This window comes from Longispora fulva, assembly GCF_015751905.1.
Classification (GTDB): Bacteria; Actinomycetota; Actinomycetes; order Mycobacteriales; family Micromonosporaceae; genus Longispora; species Longispora fulva.
On record NZ_JADOUF010000001.1, the window covers coordinates 5,855,370 to 5,880,936 of the forward strand.

General features: G+C 70.1%; 27 protein-coding genes. 11 read left to right on the forward strand and 16 right to left on the reverse strand.

From position 1 onward, the window contains the following. Nucleotides 1-8: 8 nt before the first annotated feature. The 5 genes from IW245_RS26430 to IW245_RS26450 all read right to left on the reverse strand — a co-directional run bounded on the left by IW245_RS26430 (nt 9) and on the right by IW245_RS26450 (nt 3,850). A complete protein-coding gene (locus IW245_RS26430) occupies nt 9-752 on the reverse strand; it encodes a DUF4184 family protein (RefSeq protein ID WP_197005862.1) in 744 nt (247 codons plus the stop codon). Nucleotides 753-1,087: 335 nt separating this feature from the next. Beyond that, complete coding sequence (locus IW245_RS26435; protein WP_197005863.1) at nt 1,088-2,728, reverse strand: fumarate hydratase; 1,641 nt, start codon at nt 2,726-2,728, stop codon at nt 1,088-1,090. Between the two features lie 61 nt (nt 2,729-2,789). Beyond that, a complete protein-coding gene (locus IW245_RS26440; protein ID WP_197005864.1) occupies nt 2,790-3,104 on the reverse strand; it encodes a type II toxin-antitoxin system PemK/MazF family toxin in 315 nt (104 codons plus the stop codon). Then, on the reverse strand, nt 3,101-3,328 hold the full coding sequence (locus tag IW245_RS26445; RefSeq protein WP_197005865.1) for a hypothetical protein: 228 nt from the start codon (nt 3,326-3,328) through the stop codon (nt 3,101-3,103). The genes IW245_RS26440 and IW245_RS26445 overlap by 4 nt, the downstream gene beginning before the upstream one ends. Nucleotides 3,329-3,379: 51 nt before the next feature. Next, nucleotides 3,380-3,850: an Lrp/AsnC family transcriptional regulator gene (locus IW245_RS26450; RefSeq protein ID WP_197005866.1), complete on the reverse strand. Its 471-nt coding sequence runs from the start codon at nt 3,848-3,850 to the stop codon at nt 3,380-3,382. A 122-nt stretch (nt 3,851-3,972) separates the two neighbouring features. On the opposite strand from IW245_RS26450, the gene hppD reads away from it, so the two are divergent. From hppD to IW245_RS26470, 4 genes are all read left to right on the forward strand, one after another. Next, nucleotides 3,973-5,148 carry a 4-hydroxyphenylpyruvate dioxygenase gene (gene hppD, locus IW245_RS26455; RefSeq protein ID WP_197005867.1) on the forward strand — a complete coding sequence of 392 codons (1,176 nt, stop codon included), beginning with the start codon at nt 3,973-3,975 and terminating at the stop codon, nt 5,146-5,148. Between the two features lie 35 nt (nt 5,149-5,183). Next, nucleotides 5,184-6,068 carry an RDD family protein gene (locus tag IW245_RS26460; RefSeq protein WP_197005868.1) on the forward strand — a complete coding sequence of 295 codons (885 nt, stop codon included), beginning with the start codon at nt 5,184-5,186 and terminating at the stop codon, nt 6,066-6,068. Next, nucleotides 6,065-7,141, forward strand: coding sequence for a histidinol-phosphate transaminase (gene hisC, locus IW245_RS26465; protein WP_197005869.1), 1,077 nt, complete (start codon nt 6,065-6,067; stop codon nt 7,139-7,141). Before IW245_RS26460 ends, hisC begins: the two co-directional genes overlap by 4 nt. A gap of 130 nt (nt 7,142-7,271) precedes the next feature. After that, entirely contained in the window at nt 7,272-7,736 is a 465-nt protein-coding gene (locus IW245_RS26470; RefSeq protein ID WP_197005870.1) for a GNAT family N-acetyltransferase, read from the forward strand. A gap of 85 nt (nt 7,737-7,821) precedes the next feature. On the opposite strand, the gene IW245_RS26475 is transcribed toward IW245_RS26470, so the two are convergent. The 3 genes from IW245_RS26475 to IW245_RS26485 form a co-directional block, all read right to left on the reverse strand. After that, nucleotides 7,822-8,751, reverse strand: coding sequence for an alpha/beta hydrolase (locus IW245_RS26475; protein ID WP_197005871.1), 930 nt, complete (start codon nt 8,749-8,751; stop codon nt 7,822-7,824). An 83-nt stretch (nt 8,752-8,834) separates the two neighbouring features. After that, nucleotides 8,835-9,986: a fumarylacetoacetase gene (fahA, locus tag IW245_RS26480; protein WP_197005872.1), complete on the reverse strand. Its 1,152-nt coding sequence runs from the start codon at nt 9,984-9,986 to the stop codon at nt 8,835-8,837. Then, nucleotides 9,983-10,714 (reverse strand): hypothetical protein, encoded by a 732-nt coding sequence (locus tag IW245_RS26485; protein ID WP_233472938.1) that lies wholly within the window; start codon nt 10,712-10,714, stop codon nt 9,983-9,985. The genes fahA and IW245_RS26485 overlap by 4 nt, the downstream gene beginning before the upstream one ends. An 80-nt stretch (nt 10,715-10,794) precedes the next feature. Here IW245_RS26485 and IW245_RS26490 point away from each other — a divergent pair, with 80 nt between their 5' ends. Next, a complete protein-coding gene (locus tag IW245_RS26490) occupies nt 10,795-11,955 on the forward strand; it encodes a homogentisate 1,2-dioxygenase (protein ID WP_197005873.1) in 1,161 nt (386 codons plus the stop codon). A gap of 81 nt (nt 11,956-12,036) precedes the next feature. Here IW245_RS26490 and IW245_RS26495 read toward each other — a convergent pair whose 3' ends face one another. The 4 genes from IW245_RS26495 to IW245_RS26510 are packed head-to-tail and all read right to left on the reverse strand — an operon-like array spanning nt 12,037 to nt 14,475. Next, nucleotides 12,037-12,801: a tetratricopeptide repeat protein gene (locus tag IW245_RS26495; protein WP_197005874.1), complete on the reverse strand. Its 765-nt coding sequence runs from the start codon at nt 12,799-12,801 to the stop codon at nt 12,037-12,039. Next, nucleotides 12,798-13,280, reverse strand: coding sequence for a 2-C-methyl-D-erythritol 2,4-cyclodiphosphate synthase (gene ispF, locus IW245_RS26500; protein ID WP_197005875.1), 483 nt, complete (start codon nt 13,278-13,280; stop codon nt 12,798-12,800). Before ispF ends, IW245_RS26495 begins: the two co-directional genes overlap by 4 nt. Beyond that, nucleotides 13,277-13,954 carry a 2-C-methyl-D-erythritol 4-phosphate cytidylyltransferase gene (gene ispD / locus IW245_RS26505; protein WP_197005876.1) on the reverse strand — a complete coding sequence of 226 codons (678 nt, stop codon included), beginning with the start codon at nt 13,952-13,954 and terminating at the stop codon, nt 13,277-13,279. The genes ispF and ispD overlap by 4 nt, the downstream gene beginning before the upstream one ends. A gap of 35 nt (nt 13,955-13,989) precedes the next feature. Continuing rightward, complete coding sequence (locus IW245_RS26510) at nt 13,990-14,475, reverse strand: CarD family transcriptional regulator (RefSeq protein ID WP_197005877.1); 486 nt, start codon at nt 14,473-14,475, stop codon at nt 13,990-13,992. Nucleotides 14,476-14,821: 346 nt separating this feature from the next. Here IW245_RS26510 and IW245_RS26515 point away from each other — a divergent pair, with 346 nt between their 5' ends. From IW245_RS26515 to disA, 4 genes are all read left to right on the forward strand, one after another. Next, entirely contained in the window at nt 14,822-15,481 is a 660-nt protein-coding gene (locus IW245_RS26515; RefSeq protein WP_197005878.1) for a hypothetical protein, read from the forward strand. Between the two features lie 119 nt (nt 15,482-15,600). After that, nucleotides 15,601-16,332, forward strand: a complete 732-nt coding sequence (locus IW245_RS26520; protein WP_197005879.1) for a hypothetical protein — start codon at nt 15,601-15,603, stop codon at nt 16,330-16,332. Between the two features lie 31 nt (nt 16,333-16,363). Further along, a complete protein-coding gene (gene radA / locus IW245_RS26525) occupies nt 16,364-17,797 on the forward strand; it encodes a DNA repair protein RadA (RefSeq protein ID WP_197005880.1) in 1,434 nt (477 codons plus the stop codon). Nucleotides 17,798-17,921: 124 nt separating this feature from the next. After that, entirely contained in the window at nt 17,922-18,956 is a 1,035-nt protein-coding gene (disA, locus tag IW245_RS26530; RefSeq protein WP_231400265.1) for a DNA integrity scanning diadenylate cyclase DisA, read from the forward strand. Between the two features lie 144 nt (nt 18,957-19,100). Here disA and IW245_RS26535 read toward each other — a convergent pair whose 3' ends face one another. From IW245_RS26535 to IW245_RS26545, 3 genes are all read right to left on the reverse strand, one after another. After that, the gene (locus IW245_RS26535) at nt 19,101-19,598 is read right to left on the reverse strand and encodes a hypothetical protein (RefSeq protein WP_231398948.1); all 498 of its coding nucleotides are present in this window, start codon (nt 19,596-19,598) and stop codon (nt 19,101-19,103) included. Continuing rightward, nucleotides 19,595-20,008 (reverse strand): MarR family winged helix-turn-helix transcriptional regulator, encoded by a 414-nt coding sequence (locus tag IW245_RS26540; RefSeq protein ID WP_197008692.1) that lies wholly within the window; start codon nt 20,006-20,008, stop codon nt 19,595-19,597. The genes IW245_RS26535 and IW245_RS26540 overlap by 4 nt, the downstream gene beginning before the upstream one ends. 271 nt (nt 20,009-20,279) lie before the next feature. After that, the gene (locus IW245_RS26545; RefSeq protein ID WP_197005882.1) at nt 20,280-20,837 is read right to left on the reverse strand and encodes a hypothetical protein; all 558 of its coding nucleotides are present in this window, start codon (nt 20,835-20,837) and stop codon (nt 20,280-20,282) included. A 173-nt stretch (nt 20,838-21,010) separates the two neighbouring features. On the opposite strand from IW245_RS26545, the gene IW245_RS26550 reads away from it, so the two are divergent. After that, entirely contained in the window at nt 21,011-21,874 is an 864-nt protein-coding gene (locus IW245_RS26550; protein ID WP_197005883.1) for an HhH-GPD family protein, read from the forward strand. A 213-nt stretch (nt 21,875-22,087) separates the two neighbouring features. After that, on the forward strand, nt 22,088-22,909 hold the full coding sequence (locus IW245_RS26555) for a polysaccharide deacetylase family protein (RefSeq protein ID WP_197005884.1): 822 nt from the start codon (nt 22,088-22,090) through the stop codon (nt 22,907-22,909). Nucleotides 22,910-22,983: 74 nt separating this feature from the next. Here the strand turns inward: IW245_RS26555 and IW245_RS26560 are convergent, their stop codons facing one another. After that, nucleotides 22,984-25,506: an ATP-dependent Clp protease ATP-binding subunit gene (locus IW245_RS26560; RefSeq protein ID WP_197005885.1), complete on the reverse strand. Its 2,523-nt coding sequence runs from the start codon at nt 25,504-25,506 to the stop codon at nt 22,984-22,986. Nucleotides 25,507-25,567 lie beyond the last annotated feature (61 nt).

A 25,567-nucleotide genomic window follows, 5' to 3' on the forward strand; every position in this document is an offset into this window, starting at 1 on the left:
CCCCTTCCTCATGTCCGTGAGCCGTCGGGAGTACGGACGGCCCACGCTCCGGCCAACAGTCCCAGCCCCGCGGACTCCAGGAGCCGAACCCCGATCACGGCGGTGAACCACGCGGCCGGCAGCAGAAAGCTGACCGCCGCCAGCGTGGCGGTGACGCCCAGCGCCACGCCCCAGAACCGCCCGGCCTCGGCCGGCGCCGGGTCCGGGTCGCCATGCCACGCCCGCAGCAGCCCGCGCCGGCCGATCAGGACCACCAGCCAGGCCGTCGCGAGCGCGCCGAGCACTGTGGAGCCCTGCTGGAGGAACCACCACAGGGGGTACCCTCCCGCCACCTCGACCGTCAGCGGCGACAGCTCCCGGGTCGCCCAGCCGTGCCCGGCGGGATCGTGGGTGAAGCCGTCCCAGAACAGGTGACTCACCGCGCCGAGCAGCGCGGAGGAGGCCGTCACGTACCAGGGGTGGCGGACCCGGCCGAGGACGCCGTAGTCGCGTCCCCAGCCCGGGAGACGCGCCGCGACGGCCGGGGCCGCCCAGCGGATGAGCCGGCAGCCGAGGAGCGTGGCGGGGAGGCACCAGAGGAGTACCCCCCAGACGTTGTGCGCCGAAGGCGTGTACGGCAGCACCCCGACGGCGGAGTAGGGCAGGTCCGGGGCGGTCGACCCGAGCACCAGTGCCACGCCGTCGAACCAGCGGGGCCGCCAGATCTTCAGCGGCACGACGATGGCGGCGTGCGACGGAAACGTCAGAGGCATATTCCGGACCGTAGCCAACAGATGTGGTGGAGCCGTGCAGGTGTGGGGCTGAAACGGGGCAGCACAGTGTCAGACCCCGGCTCGGCGCTCTTCGATGCGGGTCTGGGGTGTGGACCGCGCGCCGGCAACCGTTCCCCGAGCGGGTCTACACGTCCGGCGTCCCGTACAACGGCGCCGTACTTCACGGACGCAGACCCGGGCGGCGGACGTCAGCGCACCCGACGATCGAGGCCATCCGCCCCCGCACGCCCAGGCGAAGGCCGAAGCCAGCCAGCCGCTCCGGAACGGACGAGGCCAGCCCCGAACCAGAGCTGGCCTCGTACCGAGAAAGGGATCTACCGTCGCCCGAGCGTCAGCACCGGCTTCGTCGTCTCGGCGAAGAAGTCGTTCCCCTTGTCGTCGACGACCACGAACGCCGGGAAGTCCTCCACCTCGATCTTCCACACGGCTTCCATGCCGAGCTCCGCGTACTCCAGGACCTCGACCTTGCGGATGCAGTCCTGGGCGAGCCGGGCCGCCGGGCCGCCGATCGAGCCGAGGTAGAACCCGCCGTGCGCGGCGCACGCCTTGGTCACCTGCGCGGACCGGTTCCCCTTGGCAAGCATGACGAGCGAGCCGCCGGCGGCCTGGAACTGCTCCACATAGGAGTCCATCCGCCCGGCCGTGGTCGGGCCGAAGGAACCCGAGGCCATCCCGGCGGGGGTCTTGGCCGGGCCGGCGTAGTAGACGGCGTGGTCCTTCAGGTACGACGGCATGCCCTCGCCGGCGTCGAGCCGTTCCTTGATCTTCGCGTGCGCGATGTCGCGGGCCACGACGAGCGGGCCGGTCAGCGACAGCCGGGTCTTCACCGGGTACTTCGACAGCTCGGCCCGGATCTCCGCCATCGGCCGGTTCAGGTCGACCCGCACGACCTCCTCCGAGAGACCGTCGGCCTCGACAGCGGGGAGGAAGTGCGCTGGCTCGGTCTCCAGCTTCTCCAGGTACACCCCGGAGGACGTGATCTTGCCGAGCGCCTGCCGGTCCGCCGAACAGGACACGGCGATCGCCACGGGGCAGGACGCGCCGTGCCGGGGCAGCCGGACGACCCGCACGTCGTGGCAGAAGTACTTGCCGCCGAACTGCGCACCGATCCCGAACTGCCGGGTCAGCTCCAGCACCTCGGCCTCGAGCTCCAGGTCCCGGAAACCGTGGCCGGACATCGAACCCGAGGTGGGCAGGTTGTCCAGGTACTTCGCGGAAGCGTACTTGGCCGTCTTCACCGCGAACTCCGCGCTGGTGCCCCCGACGACGATCGCCAGGTGGTACGGCGGACACGCCGACGTGCCCAGCCCGCGCAGCTTCTCCTCCAGGAACCGCATCATCCCGGCGGGGTTCAGCACCGCCTTGGTCTCCTGGTACAGGAAGCTCTTGTTCGCGCTGCCGCCACCCTTGGCCATGAACAGGAACTTGTAGGCGTCGTCCCCGTCGGCGTACAGCTCGATCTGCGCCGGCAGGTTCGAGCCGGTGTTCTTCTCGTCCCACATCGTCAACGGCGCCAACTGCGAATACCGCAGATTCAGCTTCGTGTACGCGTTGTACACGCCCTCGGCGATCGCCCGCTCGTCGTCCCCGTCGGTGAGGACGTGCCGGCCGCGCTTGCCCATCACGATCGCGGTGCCGGTGTCCTGGCACATCGGCAGCACCCCGCCGGCCGCGATGTTCGCGTTCTTCAGCAGGTCGAGCGCGACGAACCGGTCGTTCGGCGAGGCCGTCGGGTCGTCGATGATCGACCGGAGTTGGGTGAGGTGCGCGGGGCGCAGGAAGTGGGCGATGTCATGCATGGCCGTCTCGGTCAGCAGGGTCAGCGCCTCGGGCGCCACCTGCAGGAACTTTCGACCGGCGGCTTCGATGACCTCGACGCCGTCGGAGGTCAGCAGCCGGTACTCGGTCTCGTCGGGACCGAGCGGGAGCAGGGGCGAGTAGTCGAACTCGGGCATGCCCGCCAGCCTATCTCCGACTCCCTCACCACCCAGGCAAGGCCGACCTAAGTCACGATGTTCAACGCAACACGTCGGCGAGGTCGAGCCACTCAATCAGGGTCAGGTCCACCGCACGCATCACATCGGCGGGCAGAGTGGTCAGCGGCTCACCGACGAAGGCTGAGGCGGGCACGCTCTGAATGCTGTACACCAGGGCCCAGCCGTTAGACATCCGCACGGTGTACGCGACGGCAGCACCGACCGGCGCACGGTCGGACAACACCACGACGGACCGGTCGGTGCCGCCGGCCATGCCGTCCGTGGAGACCAGCAGGACCGGGAAGAGCCGGGAGTCCCGGCGCGGGGCGACGTGCCAGATCTCGCCGCGCCTCACGCCGCAGTCGCCCGGGAGTCCTCACCCGGCAGCGCGAACGCAGTGCGGAACTCCGCGACCAGCGGATCCGGGTTGTCGGCGAGCGCGGTGGTGGCCTCGGCCATCCATCGGTCTCGACACGCCTTCTCCACCCAGCGGGACGGCCCCTCGCCGGACTCGGCGATGACCCGCTCCAGGATCGCTGCGGCGGACTCGCTGAACGCGAATGTCATCTTCTTCGCCATGGGTTCACCATAAGCCTGGCCAGCCGAAACGACAACCCGAACTGGCTGGCCTCACGCGCGGACCAGCGGCAGCACCCGGTAGTGGATCTGCTCCTCGAGCGCGATGATCGTCGACGCCCGGACGATGCCCTCCACGGAGACGATCTCGTCGATGACCCGCTGCAGGTCGGCGTTCGACCGGGCCACGATCCGGCACATCATGTCCCCGCTGCCCGTGATCGTGTGCGCTTCGAGCACCTCCGGGATGCCGGCCAGGTGCTCGGCGACCGGCTGGTGCCCGCGCCGCTGCCGGATCTCCAGGGTGATGAACGCCATCACCCCGTAGCCGAGGGCGACCGGGTCCAGCTCCGGGCCGAAGCCGCGCAGCACGCCGCGCTCGACGAGCCGGTCGAGTCGGGCCTGGGCGGTGCCCCGGGCCACCCCGAGCCGGCGCGAGCATTCAAGGACCCCGATCCGGGGCTCCGCGGCGAGCAGCCTGAGCAATCGGACATCGAGATCGTCGATGCTGTACACCTTGTCCATTACTTCAGGGTAACCGTAGAACAGTCTGCACAACATGACCAATGGCAGCACGCACAGTTGCCTAGTCGACGGCTCCAGGTAAAGCTTCGGGCGAAACCCCACTTCCCGGAAGGAGCCCAGCCATGACCCAGACGCTGGACGACCAGCTCGTCGGTGCCGTCGCGCACGACATCTCCACCGACCAGTTCCCGATCAAGGGCTGGGACCACGTCCGGTTCTACGTGGGCAACGCCAAGCAGGCCGCGCACTACTATTCGACGGCCTTCGGCATGACTCTCGTGGCCTACCGCGGCCCCGAGCAGGGCTTCCGGGAGCACGCGGAGTACGTCCTCACCTCCGGCGGGGCGACCTTCGTCTTCGCGGGCGGGGTGCGGGCCGACAGCGCGGCCACCCTGCACTACGCCAAGCACGGCGACGGCGTGACCGAGGTCGCCCTCGAGGTCCCGAACGTGGACGCCAACTACGCCTTCGCGATCAGGAACGGCGCCGTCGGCGTCGAGGAGCCGCACGACCTCACCGACGAGCACGGCACGGTCCGGATCGCGTCGATCCGCACGTACGGCGACACCCGGCACCTGCTGGTGGACCGGTCTAAGTACACCGGCCCGTTCCTGCCCGGGTTCGTGAAGCGCGCCCCGATCGTGGACCGCAGCAAGGCCATCGAGGCCGGCATCGAGCCGAAGCGCTTCTTCCAGGCCGTCGACCACGTGGTGGGCAACGTCGAGCTCGGCAAGATGGACGAGTGGGTCGGCTACTACGAGAAGGTGATGGGCTTCACCAAGATGGCGGAGTTCGTCGGTGACGACATCGCCACGGAGTACTCGGCGCTGATGTCCAAGGTCGTGGCCAGCGGTACCCGGAAGGTGAAGTTCCCGCTCAACGAGCCTGCGATCTCCCGGAAGAAGTCGCAGATCGACGAGTACCTGGAGTTCTACGACAGCCCCGGCGTCCAGCACATCGCCCTGGCCACCAACGACATCCTGGCCAGCGTGGACGCCATGCGCGCCAACGGCGTCGAGTTCCTCGACGTGCCGGACTCCTACTACGACGACCCGGAGCTGCGGGCCCGGATCGGCGAGGTCCGCGCGGACATCGCCGAGCTGAAGAGCCGCAAGATCCTGGTCGACCGGGACGAGGACGGCTACCTGCTGCAGATCTTCACCAAGCCCGTCCAGGACCGCCCGACGGTGTTCTTCGAGATGATCGAGCGGCACGGTTCGCTCGGCTTCGGCAAGGGCAACTTCAAGGCGCTGTTCGAGGCGATCGAGCGCGAGCAGGAGCAGCGCGGCAACCTGTAGTGGGATAGGGGCCGCGCTGTAGCAGGATAGGGGCCGTGACCAAGACCGACGGAGTCCAGCCCGGCTGGCATCGCGACCCGGCCGAACCGGACACCCAGCGCTTCTGGGACGGCGAGCAGTGGGTGGGCGAGCCCCTGCCGATCGACGCGGAGACACCGGCCGGGCCCTTGCTGGCCCGGCCGGTGCCACCACCCCCGCCCATGCCGCTACCGGGGGAAGCGGGCCTGCCGCGACCCGGGGCCGGCCCCGTTCCGGAACAGCACGTCCCGCAGCCGGGACAGCTCGGACCCGGCCCGGGACATCCGGGCCCCGGCTGGGCGCTGCCGCCGGGCATGCGCCTCATCCCCCCGCCACCCCGTCCGCACGGCCTGGCCCTGGCCACGGCCGGCGCGCGGTTCACGGCCCGCCTGATCGACATCAGCGCGGTGTTCGTGCTGGCCCTGGTCGCGAACTCCTGGTTCCTCTACCTGTTCTTCGACGCGGTGGGACCGTGGTTCCGGGACTTCATGCACTGGAGCGGGGCCGGTCAACACGGGGAACCGCCGGCCGTCCCGGACAGCGCGCAGTTCCTGCCGTTCTACATGGTGCTGGTCCTGATGGCGGTGTGGGGCGCGTACGAGGTCCCCGGCATCGCCGGTACCGGCCAGACCCTCGGCAAGCGGCTGATGCAGATCAGGGTGGTCCGGCTGGACACCACGGACAACGTGGGCTTCGGCCGGTCGCTGCGCCGGTGGTTGAACATGTCGCTGCCGTGCCTGATGTGGATCGCGTGCTGCGGGCTCGGCGTGTTGTTCCAGGTGTTCGACGCGCTCGGTGCCGTGACGAACCGCCCGTACCAGCAGTGCGTGCACGACCGGGCGGTGCAGACCGTGGTCGTCGCCGCAGGAGAAGTCACTACGGAAGAAGGAGAACGGACATGACCCGGCTGACCCGCGCGGACCTCGAGAAGCTGCCGAACTACGTGCCCGGCCGCAGCCCCGCCGACCTGGCCCGGGAGCTGGGCATCCCCGAGGCGATCAAGCTCGCCAGCAACGAGGTGCCGTACGGGCCGCTGCCGGGCGTGGTGGAGGCCGTGACCGAGGCCGCGACCAACGCGCACCGGTACCCGGACATGGGCGTCGTGGCCCTGCGGCACCGGCTCGCCGAGCTCTACGAGGTCGACCCCGACAACGTGGCCACCGGCTGCGGTTCGGTGGCGCTCGCCGAGATCCTGGTGAAGGCCACCTGCCTGCCCGGCGACGAGGTCGTGTTCGCGTGGCGCTCCTTCGAGGCGTACCCGATCATCACCGCCACGGCCGGCGCGACCAGCGTCATGGTGCCCAACACTCCCGAGCACGGCCACGACCTGGAAGCGATGCTCGCCGCGATCACGCCGAAGACCCGGCTGATGTTCGTCTGCAACCCGAACAACCCGACCGGCACGTTCCTGCGCGAGGCGGAGCTGACCGCGTTCCTCGACCGGGTGCCGGCGGACGTGCTGGTGGTGCTGGACGAGGCCTACAAGGAGTTCGTCACCGACCCCGAGGTCCCCGACGCCCTGGTGACCTACGGCGACCGGCCGAACGTCGTCGTCCTGCGCACCCTGTCCAAGGCCTGGGGCCTGGCGGCGCTGCGGATCGGCTGGCTGCACGCCTCCGCCGAGGTCGCCGGCGCGATCCGCAAGTGCGTCACCCCGTTCTCGACCAGCGCCGCCGCCCAGGCCGGCGCTATGGCGGCGCTGGCCCAGGCCGACGAGATGCGCCGCCGGGTGGACCTGGTGATCGCCGAGCGCGGCCGGGTCACCGAGGGCCTGCGCGCCCTGGGCGTGGACGTGCCCGACAGCCAGGCCAATTTCGTCTGGCTCCCGCTGGGCGACCGTTCGCTGCCGTTCGCGCAGGCCTGCGAGCAGCAGGGCGTGATCGTCCGCCCGTTCCAGGGCCACGGAGTCCGGATCACGATCGGCACCCCCGCCGAGAACGACGCCATGCTGACCGCAGCCGAAAAAGCCCTGTAGCTCGCCGAAAGGCCCCCGCTCCTCGGAGTGGGGGCCTTTTCAGATCACCATGTGGTACGGCGACACCTGGACCGGCGCGAGGACGGAAGTCGATCGCGACGATCGTCCGGCTCGGCTACCGTCCAGATCCATGCGACAACTCACGATCGCGTTCCACGTCCGCGAGTTGCGGGCCGCCGATCTGCCCGGCTGTGGCTGGTCCGGGTCGGCCTCGCATCTGCGTAACGTGGCCTGGCAACTGGAGCGGTCCGAGGTGGAGTACCTGGCCGCGTGCCCGCCGAGCGATGTCCCACTTGCTAAGGGCGGCATCGACTACGCGGTGACGCCCGGCGCCGGCACGCTCTTCCAGTTGGCGGTGCATCCGGCCGTGCAGTCCTGCGGAATCGGCGGCCTGTTGGTCGCGACAGCCGAACAGCGGATCAGGGCCCGTGGCCTGTCCGCCGCGGAACTGGCGGTGGAGGAGGACAACCCGCGCGCGCATGCCCTGTATGAACGGCTCGGCTACGTCGCCTACGGCCGCAAGCCGGACGCGTGGGACGAGGACGGCGTGCGCTACGAGACGATGTGCACGCTCATGCGCAAACCACTGTCGTGAACGGCCCGGGAGCTGAACGCTTCCGGGCCGGTCGTCGTCGCCGCCGCGCGCCGTGGCAGAGACGCGGCGTAACCAAATAAGGGTTTTAGGTTGTGAGGAGTTCGCCCAGTTCGGTGTACAGCTGGGTCACGGCGACGTTGACGGCCGTCGACTTGGTGTCGAAGTTGAGGAACCCGTGGATGAGCCCCGGGTAGGTGTGTCTGCGCACCGGCACCCCCGCGGCGGCCAGCGCGTCGGCGTACGCGAGCCCCTCGTCCCGCAACGGGTCGCATTCCCCGCAGCCGATCACGGCCGGGGCCAGGCCGGCGAAGTCCTTGGCGAGCAGCGGTGAGGCCGGGGGGCCGTTCCCGGCGCCCGGGTCGTCGCCGAGGTAGGCCTTGACGTCGCCCTGGACCTCCACGGTGGTGAGCAGGAAGCCGGTCGCGTTCTCGACCCGCGACGGGTACTCGGCTCCACCACTCATGTCGGTGATCGGATAGGCCAGCATCTGTGCTGCCAGCGGCCGGTTCTCGTCCCGGAAGACCTGGGCGGTGGCCGCGGCCAGGTTGGCGCCGGCACTGTCGCCGGCCACCGCGAGCTTCCCGCCGCCGAAGTCGACCGGATGGTCGGCGACGTGCCGGGCCACGGCGAACACGTCCTCGTGCGCGGCCGGGAACGGGTGTTCAGGGGCCAACCGGTAGTCGGGGCTGACCACCACAGCGCCCAGGTCGCGGCACAGCCGGCGGCACACCCCGTCGTGGGTGTCGAGGTCACCGACCACGAAGCCGCCGCCGTGCACGAACACGACCGTCGGCGCGACGCCGGCAGCCTTCGGCCGATAGACCCGGACGGGTACGCCGGCCAGGGTGTCGTCAGTGACCGATCCGACCTCGATCGGCGGGTTCGGGGCCACCGCCAGGGACAACATCCGGTTGCCCTGGCGCATCTGGTCGATGGTCGGCGGTGTGGCCGGCGGCGGCCCGTCGAGGCCGAACTGGTGCAGCAGTGCTGCGATCTCCGGATCCATCGTGGGCATGGCGCGGCTCCCCGTTGAGCTGGAATGTCCCTCGTAGCGTAGGGAAGTTCCGCCCAGCTCACCGGGGATTCGCCACAACCCCGTCAGCCGGTGACCGTGCCCGTGACCTCGCCCAGGACGACCGGTCGGCCCGTCGAGCCCGGGGCCGTCGCCGTCAGCGTCACGGTGTCCCCGTCGAGGAGGAACGTGCGCTCCGAGCCGTCCTCCAGCTTCACCGGATCGGCCCCCGACCAGGACAGCTCCAGGAACGAGCCCGTCTGGTCGCGCCGCGGCCCGGACACCGTGCCCGAGGCGAACAGGTCGCCGGTGCGCACCGAGGCCCCGTTGACGGTCATGTGCGCGAGCTGCTGGGCCGGCGTCCAGTACATCCCGGCGAACGGCGGCCGGGACACCACTGTCCCGTTCCAGTCGACCTCGAGGTCGATCCCGTACGTGCTCCGGTCGCTCTCCGCGAGGTACGGCAGCACCTCCGGGTCCTGCGCCGGGGCGGGCACCGTCGCGAGCGCCGCCAGCGGGGTCACCCACGCCGACACCGAGGTCGCGAACGACTTGCCGAGGAACGGGCCGAGCGGCACGTACTCCCACGCCTGGATGTCCCGCGCCGACCAGTCGTTGACCAGCACCACGCCGAACACGTGCGCCGCGAAGTCGTCCACGCCCACCGTGTCGCCCATGGCCGACGGCACGCCGACCACGAAGCCGACCTCGGCCTCGATGTCGAGGCGGACCGACGGCCCGAACACCGGGGCCGCCTCGCCCTTGCGCTGCCCGCTGGGCCGCTTCACCTCGGTGCCGGTGACGACGACCGTGCCGGAGCGCCCGTGGTAGCCGATCGGGATGTGCTTCCAGTTCGGGTACAGCGGCGGCGAGTCCGGCCGGAACAGCTTGCCGACGTTGGTGGCGTGATCCTCCGACGAGTAGAAGTCCACGTAGTCGCCGACCGCGAACGGCAGGGTCAGGGTCTTCCCTGCCAGCGGCGACAGGTGCGGCTCGACCGTCTCGCGGTGCTGCTCGTCGGTGAGCAGCTCCACGACCCGCTCCCGGACCGCGCGCCACGCGTCGGGGCCCAGCGCCATGAAGTCGTTGAGGGTCGACGAGCGCAGGGCCTCCAGCGCCAGCACGGACTGCAGGTCCAGCACCTGGTCACCGATCCGGACGACGATCCGCCCGTCGGCCACCCCGTACGGCAGGTTGTGCGTCCCCCACGGGCCGTCGGCTCCGGCTACCCAGCTCACGATCTGTCCTCCACAAGTCCCAGTTTGAGAATGTCTTCCAACGGCTCGGTCACGCTACAGGTCCCGAAACCCACCCAAAGGGGCCGCTCCTGGAAGAGGTGCGGCCGGACCACCGCGGCGAGCACCTCGGGGTCGGTGGCCTCCAGCATGAACGCCTCCTCGCCGGGCGTCAGGCACGCCGCGAGGATGTTCAGGAAGCCGTGGTGGGTGAAACCGGTGCTCGGGTCGGTGTGCCGGGCCGCGTGGTGCAGCCCGGCCGTCAGCTTGATCCGCAGGCCACGCGACCGGCAGGCGCTGATGATCGCGGCCAGCTCGCCGATGCTCGGGAACAGCTCCGGCGACAGGCCGCCGGTGCGGAACTTGGGCGTGACCGGCGTGCCGACCAGGGCGTCGAGGGTCGAGCGCCAGTCGCTGTCGCGGCTGATCTCCGCGTAGACCTTGGTGGTGTCGATCCAGTCCTCGTCGAGGAGCGACGGTGACCAGGGCAGCTCGACCTGGACGGCTCCCGGCGCGTGGCCACCGATGGCCCCGAACGGGAAGTCGAGTGGGCCGGCCTCGGCGATCCTGCCCACGGGGAGCAGGAGCGGGCCGACAAAAGCCGCATACCAAGCGGAACGATGCTCTCGGTGCGCGAGAATGGCGGCGGGCAGCGGCGCGTTGCCGGGCGGGAAGACAGCCGCGTCGTCGATCAGCCCCTGGAGGAGCTGTGGGATGGCAGACGTTGACACATCCACTACTGTAGGCGACGCTACAAATAGCGGACAAGTGTTGGTTGGACCGTCCGATTATCGGACGACCGGAGGTTGAGATGCCCTATTACCGGAGCGTTGGCGAGCTTCCGCCGAAGCGTCACACCCAGTTCCGGCAGCCCGACGGCAGCCTGTACGCGGAGGAGCTGATGGGCCAGGAGGGCTTCTCCAGCGACTCCTCCCTGCTCTACCACCGCTACCTGCCCACGGCGATCGTGGCGGCGGAGGAGTACGAGCCGACGGCCTGGACCCGGATCCCCAACAAGCCCCTCAAGCCCCGGCACCTGGTCACGGCCAAGCTGGGCGAGCAGACCGACCCGATCCTCGACCGGCAGCACCTGCTGGCCAACGCCGACTGTCGGATCTCCTACGTCGCGTCCTCGCGCACCTCGGTGCTGTACCGCAACGCCATCGGCGACGAGTGCCTGTACGTCGAGGCCGGCTCGGGCCGCCTGGAGACCACGTTCGGCGTCCTGGAGTTCACGGCCGGCGACTACCTGATCGTGCCCACCTCGGTGATCTACCGCGTGGTGCCCGACGGCCTGGTCAAGATGCTCGTCGTCGAGGCCACCGGCCACATCGGCCCCCCGAAGCGCTACCTCTCGGTGCGCGGCCAGTTCCTGGAGCACTCGCCGTACTGCGAGCGCGACGTCCGCGGCCCCTCCGCCCCGTTGCTCGAAGACGGCTCCGATGTGGACGTCTACGTCCAGCACCGTACCGGCTGGACCAAGTTCACCTACGCGCACCACCCGTTCGACGTCGTCGGCTGGGACGGCCACATGTACCCGTGGGCGTTCTCCATCCACGACTTCGAGCCGATCACCGGACGGGTGCACCAGCCGCCGCCGGTGCACCAGACGTTCCAGGGCCCCAACTTCGTGATCTGCTCCTTCGTCCCGCGCAAGGTGGACTACCACCCGCTGGCGATCCCGGTGCCGTACAACCACCACAACGTCGACTCCGACGAGGTGCTGTTCTACACCGGCGGCAACTACGAGGCGCGCAAGGGCTCCGGCATCGCCCAGGGCTCGATCTCGCTGCACCCGTCCGGCTTCACGCACGGCCCGCAGCCGGGCGCGGCCGAGGGCTCGATCGGAGCCGACTACTTTGACGAGACGGCAGTGATGGTGGACACCTTCCGCCCGCTGGACCTGTGCGAGCCGGGCCTGTCGGTCGAGGACGAGAACTACGCCTGGACCTGGGCCCAACGCAAAATCTGACGGGTACGAGCGTCGGGGCCACCGCGGGCGGGGTGGCCCCGATCGCACACAGCCGCTCCCGGACCGCGTGAGGATCAGGGGTCAGCGGGCCGCCAGCCAGGCCAGCAGCAGGCCGACCGCGAAGACGACCGCGGCCACCTTCAGAATCCCGCCCCAGCCGTCGCCACCCCGCCCGGCAGGCCAGCCACCGTCCCCGGCAGCACCGTCACGTGCGCCCCGGCCACCGTCGGCGCGGGAACCACCGGTCCTGGACCCGGCCGACGCGGACTCCACCCCGCCGAACCGGTCCCACCACAACTTCCACACCCCAGCCCGCCGACCCGGGAACGGCGGCAACTGCCGGGCATGGAACACGCCCTCCTCGACCACCTGCGCCAGGCCCATCGGCGCGGCGATCCTGGCCAGTAACCAGTGCGCGTCCGGATCCGCCGGGGCCAGCCGGACCGCCTCCCACGCCGCGTCGAGCGCGAGCTGCCCGCCGCCGAAGACGCTGAACAGCGCGGTGGCGACCAGCGTGGCATACGCGGACGTCGCGAAGTCCCGCAGCAGCTCCTCGGCGAACGCCACAGCACCCGCCCGGTTGTCCGAGGACGCGAGCACCCAGGCCCGGGTGATGATCGCCTCGTCATGCCCGGGCGCGGCGTCCGTGGCCGCGGCGGCGAACTCCGCGGCCTCCCCCGCCCGGCCCTCGTGCGCGGAGACCAGCGCGGACAGCGCGAGGATGTCCGCGTCCTCGGGAGCCAACGCCCGGGCGAAGGTCAGCTCCTCGACAGCGTCGGTCCAGTGTCCGAGGTCGATGAGCAGCCGGGCCCGACTCAGGTAGACGTCGGCCGTCTCGCCGCTCACGCGGTCGCCACCTGGTAGATCAGGGCGGTGGCGAGGCCGACCAGGCCCTCGCCGCGGCCGGTCATGCCCAGGCCATCAGTGGTTGCGCCGGCGAGGTTCACCGGCGCGCCCACAGCGGCGGTCAGCACGGCCTCGGCTTCAGCGCGTCGAGTCCCGACCCGGGGCACCACCCCGATCACCTGCACCGCGATGTTCCCGATCTCGTAGCCGGCGTCCCGGACCCGGCGGGCCGACTCGGTGAGCAGCGCCACCCCGGACGCGCCGGCCCACTCGGGCCGCGAGGTGCCGAAGTTGGAGCCCAGGTCGCCCAGCCCGGCCGCCGACAGCAGCGCGTTGCAGGCGGAGTGCGCGACGACGTCCGCGTCGGAGTGACCGGCCAGGCCTGTCACCCCCGGCCAGTGCAGGCCGGCGACCCAGCAGTCCCGGCCCTCCTCGAACGCGTGCACGTCGGTGCCGATGCCGATCCGGGGCACGATCACAGCAGAGCCTCAGCGATCTTCAGGTCGAGGGGACGGGTGATCTTCATGGCGAGGTCGTCGCCGGGGACCGTGGCCACCCGTACCCCCATCATCTCGACAAGGCCGGCATCGTCCGTGAGGTCGTCGCCGGCCTGGTCATGGGCGGTGGTGAGGGTCTTGCGGTCGAAGCCCTGCGGGGTCTGCACGGCGCGCAGCACCGCGCGGTCGACGGTGGCGAGCACGTCGCCGGCGTCGTCGACCCGCTTGATCGTGTCCACGACGGGCAGCACCGGGATCACAGCGAGGGCGCCGGCGCGCACGGCCGCCGCGACCCGCGCGATCACCGCCGGCGGCGTCAGGGCCCGTGCGGCGTCATGGACCAGGATGATCGTGTACTCCGCGGGCACGGCCCGCAGCGCGTTCGCCACCGAACTCTGCCGGGTGGCGCCCCCCTCGACGACGAGCACGCCTTCGGGGAGCATCGCCTGGACCGTGTCGACCTCGCCCGGCGGGGCGGCAACGACCACGCACCCGACATCAGGGGTCGCCAACAGTCGGCGGACAGCATGCACCAGCAGTGGTTCGCCGGCGAGATGGCGGAGCGCCTTCGGGGCCCCCGGACCGAGACGGAGACCGGCACCCGCGGCAGGAACGAGGGCCGCGACATCACCACGCTGCTCGGATTGCGTGGTCACGCCGCGGCCCTTGATCGATCTATTGGAACTGTTGGTCACGCCTCAAGAAGCACCTTGTCGAGGAGACCCTCGGCATCGTCCTTGGTGCTCTTCTCGGCGAGTGCCACCTCGCCGACCAGGATGTCGCGGGCCTTGGCGAGCATGCGCTTCTCGCCAGCGGAGAGCCCACGCTCCCGCTCACGACGCCAGAGGTCACGCACGACCTCCGCCACCTTGAGCGGATTGCCGGAGGCCAGCTTCTCCAGATTCGCCTTGTAACGCCGCGACCAGTTGGTCGGTTCCTCGGTGTGTGGGGCCCGGAGAACATCGAAGACTGCCGTGAGGCCCTCTTCGCCGACCACTTCCCGCACACCAACGATCTCGGCGTTCTCCGCAGGCACCCGGACCGTCAGGTCGCCCTGTGCGACCTTCAAGACCAGGTACTGCTTCTCCTCGCCCCGAATGACGCGAGTCTCGATTGCCTCGATGAGTGCGGCCCCGTGGTGGGGGTATACAACGGTCTCGCCGACACTGAAAGCCATAGGTTCGAAACCCCTTTCGCTGTGTCTAGGGTAACACGCTCCGCAGCCTGACGGACAGTGTGCTGACCGACATAACCGCAGGTCAGGGGCTATGTGAGGCACTTGACAACATCCGCGTTTCGCTGATCCGCACCGGGAACGACACGTGGAGTAACGATCTGGTGACAAGTATGGGGGACTAATCGTTTATTTCGGACTAGCGCGGGGCCAGTGTCACGGTTCTGTGCGGTCCAGGTCACGTCGGGAAAACTTCCCCGCCAACCTCTGGCCCCCGTCGCCCGACTGCGGGAAACTGGAAAGCAAGGACTAAACGGTCCGTTGGGTGCTGCTCCGCGAGGGGGTGCGCATGGCCACATGGCGAGAGGACGACAACAGCCAGCCGGTCACGGGGCTCCCACCCGAATGGGGACGCGTCGTGATCCCCGACAGCCCCGCTGAGCTGGCATCCGAGTCCAGGCGGGTCCGCAGGGAGCTGCGCTGGGCGGCCCGTAGGCGGCGCTGGGCCGGTAACGGGTCGCTGTTCCGGTCCCCGTTCGCGATCCTGTTGATCACGCTCGTGCTGGCCCTGAGCAGCCTGTTCTCGATGGTCGGCCCCCTGAGCCGCGCGCCGAGGACCTCCGGCCCCGCCGACGCCGACCTGACCCTCACCGGGGTCACCCTCGTCGACGACCTCGGGCGCTCCGTCCGGATCGGCCAGCACCTGCCCGCCGCCATCCTGATCCTCGACTCCTGCGCGTGCGCCGAGCTCGCCGCGTCCGTGGCCGGCGCCGCACCGGCGGGTGTCGCCGTGCTCCTCGTCAGCCGGCAGGCCCCCACCGCGAGCGGGCCCGGCATCCACCTGGCCGATCCCACCGGGCTGGTCCGCAGCCGGGCCGGTGCCGGGGCCGCGACGGCCGACATGGCCACCGTCGTGCTGCTCGACGCGACAGGCCGGGTCACCCGCCTGGTGCCGGCCACCGCGACCATCGACCCGTTCCAGTCCGAGCTCCTCGCGCTGCATCCCTAGGGCGTGCGCGACGCGCCCACACACAGGCTGGTCATGAATTGGGCGGGGTGCCTCCGCCTCCCCGAACGCGACAACTAGGCTGTCAACCGGTCTGCGTGTGGCTATCGAGGAGGACCGACGTGACCCGTCTGACAACTGCCATCCCGGCGTTCGCCTTGGGTGTGGCTGCCGTCGCGCTCACGGCAGGCTGTAGCGCCGGACAGATCTCCCAGACCTCGAGTCAGGTCGCCGCCGTACCGGGGGCGAACCGCGACATCGAGCTCAAGGACAGCCACGACCTGCTCGTGGGCCGGGTGTCGCTGCGTGACGTGATGGTGCAGTACTCGGAGAAGGGCTATCCCAAGGACGGCACGGCTCCGCTGCAGATCCGGATCATCAACGACAGCCCGTTCGCGGTGAAGCTGTGCGCCGTGACCAGCGAGTCCGGCACGGTCGCGAAGGCCAGCGGTGGCATCGTCCCGCCGTCGGCCGCCGCCACCCCGTCGAATTCGGCCTCGGCCGCCCCGACGGCTGGCGCGTCCGCTTCGGCCTCCGCGTCCGCCGCGCCGACCGCTTCCGCCGTCGCGAGCCCGAGCGCGTCCGCCGCGCCGGTCGCCGCCGGGGGCTGCGAGCTCAACATCACGGTGCCCGGCCAGGGCTATACCCAGCTCCTCCCGGGCCAGCTGACGTACCTGCAGCTGACCAAGCTGACGGACGAACTGAAGCCGGGCGTCGTCGCCCGCGGCTTCACGTTCACGTTCCAGGATTCCAAGGGCAAGTCGGTCACGAGCGATAAGTTCGAGATCCCGATGGGCATCCCGCTGACCCCGGGTCCGCGGACCAGCCCGGAGCTCGGCGGCGAGCACAAGTAGGACTGTCGCACTCCTGGGCTAGGTTCACTGGGTGACCACGCCCAGGAGTTCCCGTTCGGCCACGAAGGCGCCCCGCGCCGTCGTGCAGTGCGACGCCTGTGGACACCGGCCGCCCCGCTGGGTGGGCCGCTGCCCGGAGTGCAACGAGTGGGGCTCGGTCATCGAGATCAGCGCCGAGCCCCCCGCGCTGCGGAACATGACGGCCCGGGTGCCCAGCGAGCCGGCCCGCCCGATCTCCACGATCAGCGCCGAGCCGGCCCGGCGGCGGCCCAGCGGGGTCGCGGAGCTCGACCGGGTGCTCGGCGGCGGCCTGGTCCCCGGCGCGGTCATCCTGTTCGCCGGCGAGCCAGGGGTCGGCAAGTCCACCCTGCTCCTCGACGTCGCCCAGCAGTGGGCCGCCAACGCCGACACCCCGGCGCTCGTGATCAGCGGCGAGGAGTCCGCGAGCCAGGTCCGGCTCCGGGCCGAGCGGATCGGCGCGCTGCACGAGCGGCTGTTCATGGCGGCCGAGGGCGACCTGACCACGATCCTCGGGCATGTGGACGCCGTGCAGCCCGGCCTCCTGATCATCGACTCGGTGCAGACCGTGTCCTCCCCGAGCACGGACGGGGTGCCCGGTGGCGTCACCCAGGTCCGGGCCGTGGCCGCCGCCCTGGTCGCCACGGCCAAGGAGCGCGGCATCGCCACCGTGCTCGTCGGACACGTCACGAAGGACGGCACGGTCGCCGGGCCCCGGGTGCTGGAGCACCTGGTCGACGTCGTGCTCAACTTCGAGGGCGACCGGCATTCCTCGCTGCGCCTGCTCCGCTCGATGAAGAACCGGTTCGGGGCCGCCGACGAGGTCGGCTGCTTCGAGATGCACGAGTCCGGGATCGCCTCGCTGCCGGACCCGTCCGGCCTGTTCATCACGCGACACGCCGACGCGGTCCCGGGTACGTGTGTCACGGTGACCATGGAGGGCCGCCGGGCCCTGATCGCCGAGATCCAGGCGCTGGTGGGGGCGGAGATGCCGGGTAACCCGCGGCGGACGGTGAGCGGCCTCGACGGCGCCCGGCTGGCCATGGTGCTCGCCGTGCTCCAGCGCCGTGCCCGGCTCAAGCTGCACGACCGCGAGGTGTTCGCCGCGACCGTGGGCGGCATGAAGATCACCGAGCCGGCCGCCGACCTGGCCCTCGCGCTCGCCGTCGCCTCCGCCACCCACGACATCCCGCTCACGCCGGACCTGGTCGCGATCGGCGAGGTCGGGCTGACCGGGGAGGTCCGACGGGTCGGAGCCGTGCCGCGCCGGCTCGCCGAGGCCGCCCGCCTGGGCTACCGGATGGCGCTCGTCCCGCCCGGCTGCGGCCCGAACAACACCTCGAAGGCCCCCGAGGGGATGCGGGTGCTGGAGGTCGCGGATCTCCGCACGGCGCTGCACGCCGCTGCCACGGCGTACGCGCAGGCGGCCAACGAAGGCCCCAACTAGGATGATCACGACCGCAGCCGCAGGCGGGGGCAGGCGCAGTCCCGCCAGCGCCGAGACCGGACACGCTAAAGTAGCTGTCGTGCCGATCGACCGCGATGACCCACTCCGCGCCACACTCGCGCTGATGGCTCCGGGCACCGCGCTCCGTGACGGCCTGGAGCGCATCCTGCGCGGCCGTACCGGGGGCCTCATCGTCCTGGGCTACGACAAGGTCGTCGAGACCCTGTGCACCGGCGGTTTCCCGCTGGATGTCGAGTTCTCCGCGACCCGGCTGCGCGAGCTCTGCAAGATGGACGGCGGGGTCGTGCTGTCCAGCGACGGCGCCCGGATCGTCCGCGCCGCCGTGCACCTGATGCCCGACCCGACGATCCTGTCCGAGGAGTCCGGCACCCGGCACCGGACGGCCGAGCGGGTGGCCAAGCAGACCGGCCATCCGGTCATTTCGGTCAGCCAGTCCATGCGGATCATCAGCCTGTACGTGTCGGGTCAACGACACGTCATCGACGACTCCGCGGCGATCCTGTCCCGGGCGAACCAGGCGCTGGCGACGCTCGAGCGGTACAAACTCCGCCTCGACGAGGTCGCCGGCACGCTGTCCGCGCTGGAGATCGAGGACCTGGTCACCGTCCGCGACGCGATGGCCGTGGTCCAGCGCCTGGAGATGGTGCGCCGGATCGCCGACGAGATCGAGGGGTATGTGATCGAGCTCGGCACCGACGGCCGACTCCTCGCCCTCCAGCTCGACGAGCTGATGGCCGGCGTCGACGCCGACCGCACCCTCGTGGTCCGCGACTACCTGGCCAGCCCCCGGCGCACGTCCCGCACGGTCGGCGACGCCCTCGCCGAGCTCGACGGGCTCTCGGCCACCGAGCTGCTCGACCTCACCCTGGTCGGCAAGGCCCTCGGATATCCGGCGGCGTCCGACGCGCTCGAGGCGGCGGTCAGCCCGCGCGGCTTCCGCCTGCTCACCAAGGTGCCCCGGCTGCCCGGTGCCGTGATCGACCGGATCGTGGACCACTTCGGCAGCCTCCAGCGGCTGCTGGGGGCCACGGTGGAGGACCTGCAGGCTGTGGACGGGGTGGGCGACGCCCGGGCTCGTAGCGTGCGCGAGGGGCTGTCGCGCCTGGCCGAGGCCTCGATCCTGGAGCGCTACGTCTAGCAGCACCCCGGAGCGCCACGCCTCGCCACGGGGCTTCGGCTCGTCGCGGCCCGCAGCGCCATACGTCGCCACCGGGCTTCGGCTCGTCGCGGCCTGGAGCGCCGTACCTCATCGCGGCGCATCACCGCACCACGCAGTGGGCGGTCAGCGAGGGTGTCCGGCGGTGAACCCATCGATGGCCGCGCTGCTGGGCGGTAGCGGTTCCAGGTCCGGTTCGACCCAGCCCGATCTCGCCTCGGCGCTGGCCAGCGTGACGGAGCGGTAGTGCCGGGACAGCAGGCTCTTGTCCAGCAACCCGTCGTGGCGGGTGAGGAACGAGTCGAAGTCGTCCGTGCCGGCGTCCATGTGGCGACTGACGAGTTCGATCCAGGCGCGGGTGACCGTCGCGTGGTACTTCTGGGGTGCGCCTGCTGATCGGGCCGTCCGCTCGATACCCTCACTGACCAGCGCGATCGCCGGACCGGCACCGTATCGCCGCACGGCGAGCCAGGCCAGGTGGATGTGCTGACGATGCCCGAACTGGTGAGCGACCGCCAGGACCTCCGCCATCATGGCATCGAACAGCTGGCGGCCGTCCGACACTGTGGTCGCGGGAAGGTCGCCGCTCATCACGACTGTGGTCACGGGAAGGCTGTCGGTCATCGTGCTGCTCCCGTCAAGGCTCGCAGCACGACCCCGGCGCCGGCGACAGCGTCCGCCGGGATGCCGGCCAGGGTGCGGTCCTCGATGTCGGTCAGTGCCCGGCGGATCAGCGCCGCCGTCTGGTCGCCCTGAGGAGTGAGGGAGATCTGCACGGCCCGGCGGTCGCCCTGGCGGGGGCCACGGACGATCAGGCCTCGACGTTCGAGGCGGTCGAGGATGCCCGTGAGCGTCGCCGGTCGCGAGCCCACGGCGGCTCCCAGTTCTGAGGCGGTGCGCTCCACGCCATCGGCGAGGTTGCCGAGAGCGTTGATCTCTGACGCCGTCAGGTCGAGATCAGCGAGTTCTGTCATGAGCAGGTGGAGCGTCGCGTGGGTCGCGCGCTGAAGCTCAAGTATTACGGATTCGTTCATCACGATTATGAACTATACGGTTCCGTACTACCTGCCGCCACGTGTTGTCGGTCGCACCTGTCTGGCCATGGCACCTGCCGCCTGGCGACACCGTTTTCAGCGCACGCGGTGGCGCATCGAGTCTGGTCACGTGCAGCGTCGGAGATGGCGCGGGGATGACGGCGGCGTCCGGGAACGTCACATCGCGCGGGGCAGGCCGACAGGTGGCGGGGTCACCGGCAGGACAGGAGGAGGTGTCGCCGTAACTGAATGATGGGGTTGATCTTGGGGTTCAGCTCACCCGGAAGTTCGCCGGGGCGCTCATCTTCGTGCCCAAGCGGCCGAACACCTGGTAGGAGCCCTGCTCGACGAGAGCGCGGCCCTCCTTGCACGTGGACGGGCTCGACGACGTGGTGTTCCAGTCGGTGAAGAACTCCTGGCCGTCGGTGTTCGGCGCGAGGGAGACGACGTTCGTGCCGTGCAGGGCGTTGCAGTCGTCAGAGGACCAGATCCGCTTTTCGCCCTGCTTGATCTGCGCTTCCTGGGCGTCAGCGCCGAGATCGCGGGAACACGTCCGGGCGGAAGTGTTCTTGATCTTGATAAAGATGCGCAGGAACGCCGCGCTCGGCACCGGGTCCCGGTCGGTGCGCACGGTCACCGAGATCTCGTCGTCGGTGCACGGCGTCACGGCACCCTGACCGGGGACCGGCGAAGGGGTGCCCGACGGGGCCGGGGCCGAGGGGCTCGCCGTGGACGGCACGGCATCCGGGGTCGACGCCGTGGTCTTCACCGCGCCGGTCTTCTTCGGGGAAGACGGGTCCGAGCAGGCGTAGAAGGCGCCCACCAGCAAGACAAGCAGAATCGCCCCGAGCACGATGGCTCGACGCCGCCAGTAGACGGCGGGCGGTAGGGGTCCGACCGTCGATCGCATAATTCCGTCACAGTATCCGAGTCCGCGCAGGAATGCGGAATCGGCTCGCCCGGGCCCATAGCGTGGTCACCGCCCATGCCATCATCGGGGGGATGACTGCGATCGCTGCACAGGCCCTCACCTGGTACGACGAGCACGCCCGTGACCTACCCTGGCGCTCCCCCGACGCGACCCCCTGGGGCATCCTCGTCAGCGAGGTGATGCTGCAGCAGACGCCGGTCGTGCGCGTCCTGCCAGCCTGGCTCAACTGGCTCGACAAGTGGCCTACGCCGGCACACCTGGCCGCCGACACGCCAGCCGAGGCGATCCGCGCCTGGAACCGGCTCGGCTACCCGCGCCGCGCGCTGCGCCTGCACGCCTGCGCCACCGCCCTCGTGTCCCAGCACGAGGGGCAGGTGCCCGACGCCGTGGACGCGCTGCTCGCCCTGCCGGGGATCGGGGCGTACACGGCGCGGGCAGTGGCGGCGTTCGCCTTCGGGCGGCGCGAGCCGGTGGTGGACGTCAACGTGCGGCGGTTCGTCGCGCGCGCCGTGACGGGGCTCGCCGACGGCGGGGCCGCCACCACGCCCGCCGACTTCGCGCTCGTCGAGACCCTGCTGCCGGCCGAGGACGCGCCCCGGGTGTCGGCGGCGTTCATGGAACTCGGCGCGCTGGTGTGCGTGGCCAGGAGTCCGCGGTGCGCGGACTGTCCCGTGGTGCGGACCTGCGCGTGGCGGGCGGCCGGCCAGCCGGCGGCGGAAGGGCCGGGGCGCAGGCCCCAGGGGTACGCCGGGACCGATCGGCAGGTTCGGGGACTCATGATGGCGCTGCTGCGCGACGCGCGGGATCCGGTGCCACTGCGGACACTGGACGCCGTGTGGCCGGATGAGGTGCAGCGGCGGCGGGCGTTGGCCGGGTTGGTGGAGGACGGGCTGGCGTATGAGGTGGGGGCGGGGTTGTATTCGCTGCCGGTGTGAGGCTGGGGCTGGGAGCGGCGTGGTGTGCCTCACATCGCGGTCCGCCCAGCCGGCGTGGCGCTGGCGGCCCGCCGGATAGGTCCATGGCGCAGCGATTGCGGACGGCGTGCGGGCCACGCCCGGGCGGCGTGCGGAGAAGAGTGGCACGCCGAGTAAAACAGGCGGCACGCCGGGCGACATCGCCTCAGGCCAAACCCGACCTAAGATGGCGCGATGCGCCTTCCCCGTCCCCGGCGACGACTGCTCGCTACGCTGCTCGTGCTCCCCACGTTCGCGATCCTGGCCGGCTGCGGCCCCACGCCCACCCACTGGTCCGCCCCGGTGTCATCGCCGAGCGCCAGTCCCAGTCCGGTGGCCAGCGCGTCGCCCAGCCCGACCGGGTCGCCGAACCCGTTCGACGGGAAGACGCCGAAGTTCGATCCCGCGCCGCCGCCGGTGCCGATCAGTCTCGCCGGCGGGCCGACCGCGCCGCTGCTCGACCATATTCCGACCACGCAGAAGGTCGCGTTCCTGACCATCGACGACGGCTGGATCAAGAAACCGGAAGCCATCGCGCTGCTGAAGGCGTCGGGCGTACCGGTGTCGTTGTTTCTGCTCAGCCCGGCCGCGAAGGAGAATCCGGCGTACTTCAAGGAGCTCGTCGCCAACGGGGCGGTGATCGAGGCGCACACGATCAACCATCTCTCGATGCCGACGCTCGGGTACGACCGGCAGAAGCAGGAGATCTGCGGGGGCGCCGACGAACTCACGAAACTCTTCGGCACCCGGCCGACCCTGTTCCGGCCGCCATTCGGGGACTACAACCAGAACACGTTGCGCGCCGCGCACGACTGTGGGATGAAGGCCGTCCTCTACTGGAAGCAGACTGTCGACAAGGGGAAGGTCCGCTATCAGGGCGAGTGGGGGAAGATGCAACCCGGCGACATCGTGCTGATGCATTTCCGCGACGCGTACGCCGACGACTTCACCGCGGCTCTGAACGCGATGAAGGCCAACGGACTGACTCCGGCTCTCCTGGAGAACTACATTCCGTAAAGCTTGCGGAAAAAAGGGCGACGCCCCGGAAGATTTCTTCCGGGGCGTCGCCGTTGTTCTGTGACAGCCGGTATCTATTCGGCGGTCGGTTCCGTGGAGCCGAGTTCGGCGGGAACCGCGTCGGGGACCATCGGGGGCTTTTCGACGCCCTTGAACACCAGCTTCGACTGGTCGATGTTCTCGGGGTCCCCCTCGCAGTCGACGACGACGATCTGGCCGGGCTTCAGCTCGTTGTAGAGCACCCGCTCGGACAGGTTGTCCTCGATCTCGCGCTGAATGGTGCGACGCAGCGGACGCGCGCCCAGGACCGGGTCGTAGCCCTTCTTCGCCAGGTACTTCTTGGCGTTGTCGGTGAGCTCCAGCCCCATGTCCTTGTTCTTGAGCTGGTTCTCGATGCGGTGCGTCATGATGTCGACGATCTCGAGAATGTTCGGCTCGCTCAGCTGGTGGAAGACGATGGTGTCGTCGATCCGGTTGAGGAACTCGGGCCGGAAGTGCTGCTTGAGCTCGTCGTTGACCTTCGTCTTCATCCGGTCGTAGCTCGCGTCCGTGTCCTCGGACTGCTGGAAGCCCAGGGACACGGCCTTGGCCACGTCCTTGGTGCCCAGGTTCGTCGTCAGGATGATCACCGTGTTCTTGAAGTCCACGATGCGACCCTGGCCGTCCGTGAGCCGGCCGTCCTCCAGGATCTGCAGGAGCGTGTTGAACACGTCCGGGTGGGCCTTCTCGATCTCGTCGAACAGCACCACGGAGAACGGCTTGCGCCGCACCTTCTCGGTGAGCTGGCCGCCCTCGTCGTAGCCGACGTATCCGGGCGGGGCGCCGACGAGCCGGGAGACCGTGTACCGGTCGTGGAACTCGCTCATGTCGAGCTGGATCAGCGAGTCCTCGGAGCCGAACAGGAACTCGGCGAGCGCCTTGGACAGCTCGGACTTACCGACGCCGGACGGGCCGGCGAAGATGAACGAACCAGCCGGACGCTTCGGGTCCTTCAGGCCGGCCCGGGTCCGCCGGATGGCCTTCGACACGGCCTTGACCGCGTCGATCTGGCCGACGATCCGCTTGTGCAGCTCGTCCTCCATGCGGAGCAGACGGGCGGTCTCCTCCTCGGTGAGCTTGTAGACCGGGATGCCCGTCCAGTTCGCCAGGACCTCGGCGATCTGCTCGTCGTCGACCTCGCTGACGATGTCGAGGTCTCCGGCCTTCCACTCCTTCTCCCGCTGCGCCTTCTGGCCGAGCAGGGTCTTCTCCTTGTCGCGCAGCTGTGCCGCGCGCTCGAAGTCCTGCGCGTCTATCGCCGACTCCTTGTCCTTGCGGACCTGGGCGATCTTGTCGTCGAAGTCGCGGAGGTCCGGCGGAGCGGTCATCCGGCGGATCCTCATCCTGGCCCCGGCCTCGTCGATCAGGTCGATCGCCTTGTCCGGCAGGAAGCGGTCGGAGATGTACCGGTCGGCCAGCGTCGCCGCCGCCACGAGCGCCGCGTCGGTGATGGAGATGCGGTGGTGCGCCTCATACCGGTCGCGGAGGCCCTTGAGGATCTCGATGGTGTGCGCCAGGGACGGCTCGGCGACCTGGATGGGCTGGAAACGGCGCTCGAGAGCGGCGTCCTTCTCCAGGTGCTTGCGGTACTCGTCGAGCGTGGTCGCACCGATCGTCTGCAGCTCACCCCGGGCGAGCATGGGCTTGAGGATGGAGGCCGCGTCGATCGCGCCCTCGGCGGCACCAGCACCCACCAGGGTGTGGATCTCGTCGATGAACAGGATGATGTCGCCCCGGGTGCGGATCTCCTTGAGCACCTTCTTCAGGCGCTCCTCGAAGTCACCCCGGTACCGCGAGCCGGCGACCAGGGCGCCCAGGTCGAGCGTGTAGAGCTGCTTGTCCTTGAGCGTCTCGGGCACCTCGCCCTTGACGATCTTCTGGGCGAGCCCCTCGACGGCCGCGGTCTTACCGACACCCGGCTCGCCGATCAGGACGGGGTTGTTCTTGGTCCGGCGGGACAGGACCTGCATGACCCGCTCGATTTCCTTCTCCCGGCCGATCACCGGGTCGAGCTTGCCCTCGCGGGCGGCCTGGGTCAGGTTACGGCCGAACTGGTCGAGGACCAGGGAGGTGGACGGGGCAGCCTCGGTCGTGGTGCCGGCGGCGGCCGGCTCCTTGCCCTGGTAGCCGGAGAGCAGCTGGATGACCTGCTGGCGGACCCTGTTGAGGTCGGCGCCCAGCTTGACCAGCACCTGGGCTGCGACGCCCTCGCCCTCGCGGATCAGGCCGAGCAGGATGTGCTCGGTGCCGATGTAGTTGTGCCCCAGCTGCAGTGCCTCGCGCAGTGACAGCTCGAGGACCTTCTTGGCCCGCGGCGTGAACGGGATGTGCCCGCTCGGCGCCTGCTGTCCCTGCCCGATGATCTCCTCGACCTGCTGGCGAACGCCCTCGAGGGAGATACCGAGGCTCTCCAACGCCTTGGCTGCAACGCCCTCACCCTCATGGATGAGGCCGAGCAGGATGTGCTCGGTGCCAATGTAGTTGTGGTTGAGCATCCGGGCTTCTTCTTGAGCCAGGACGACAACCCGCCGCGCGCGGTCAGTGAACCTCTCGAACATTCCTCGTGCTCCTCACGTGCGCGGTGGCACCGTGTGGGTCCCCGAACACCTCTTGGTATCC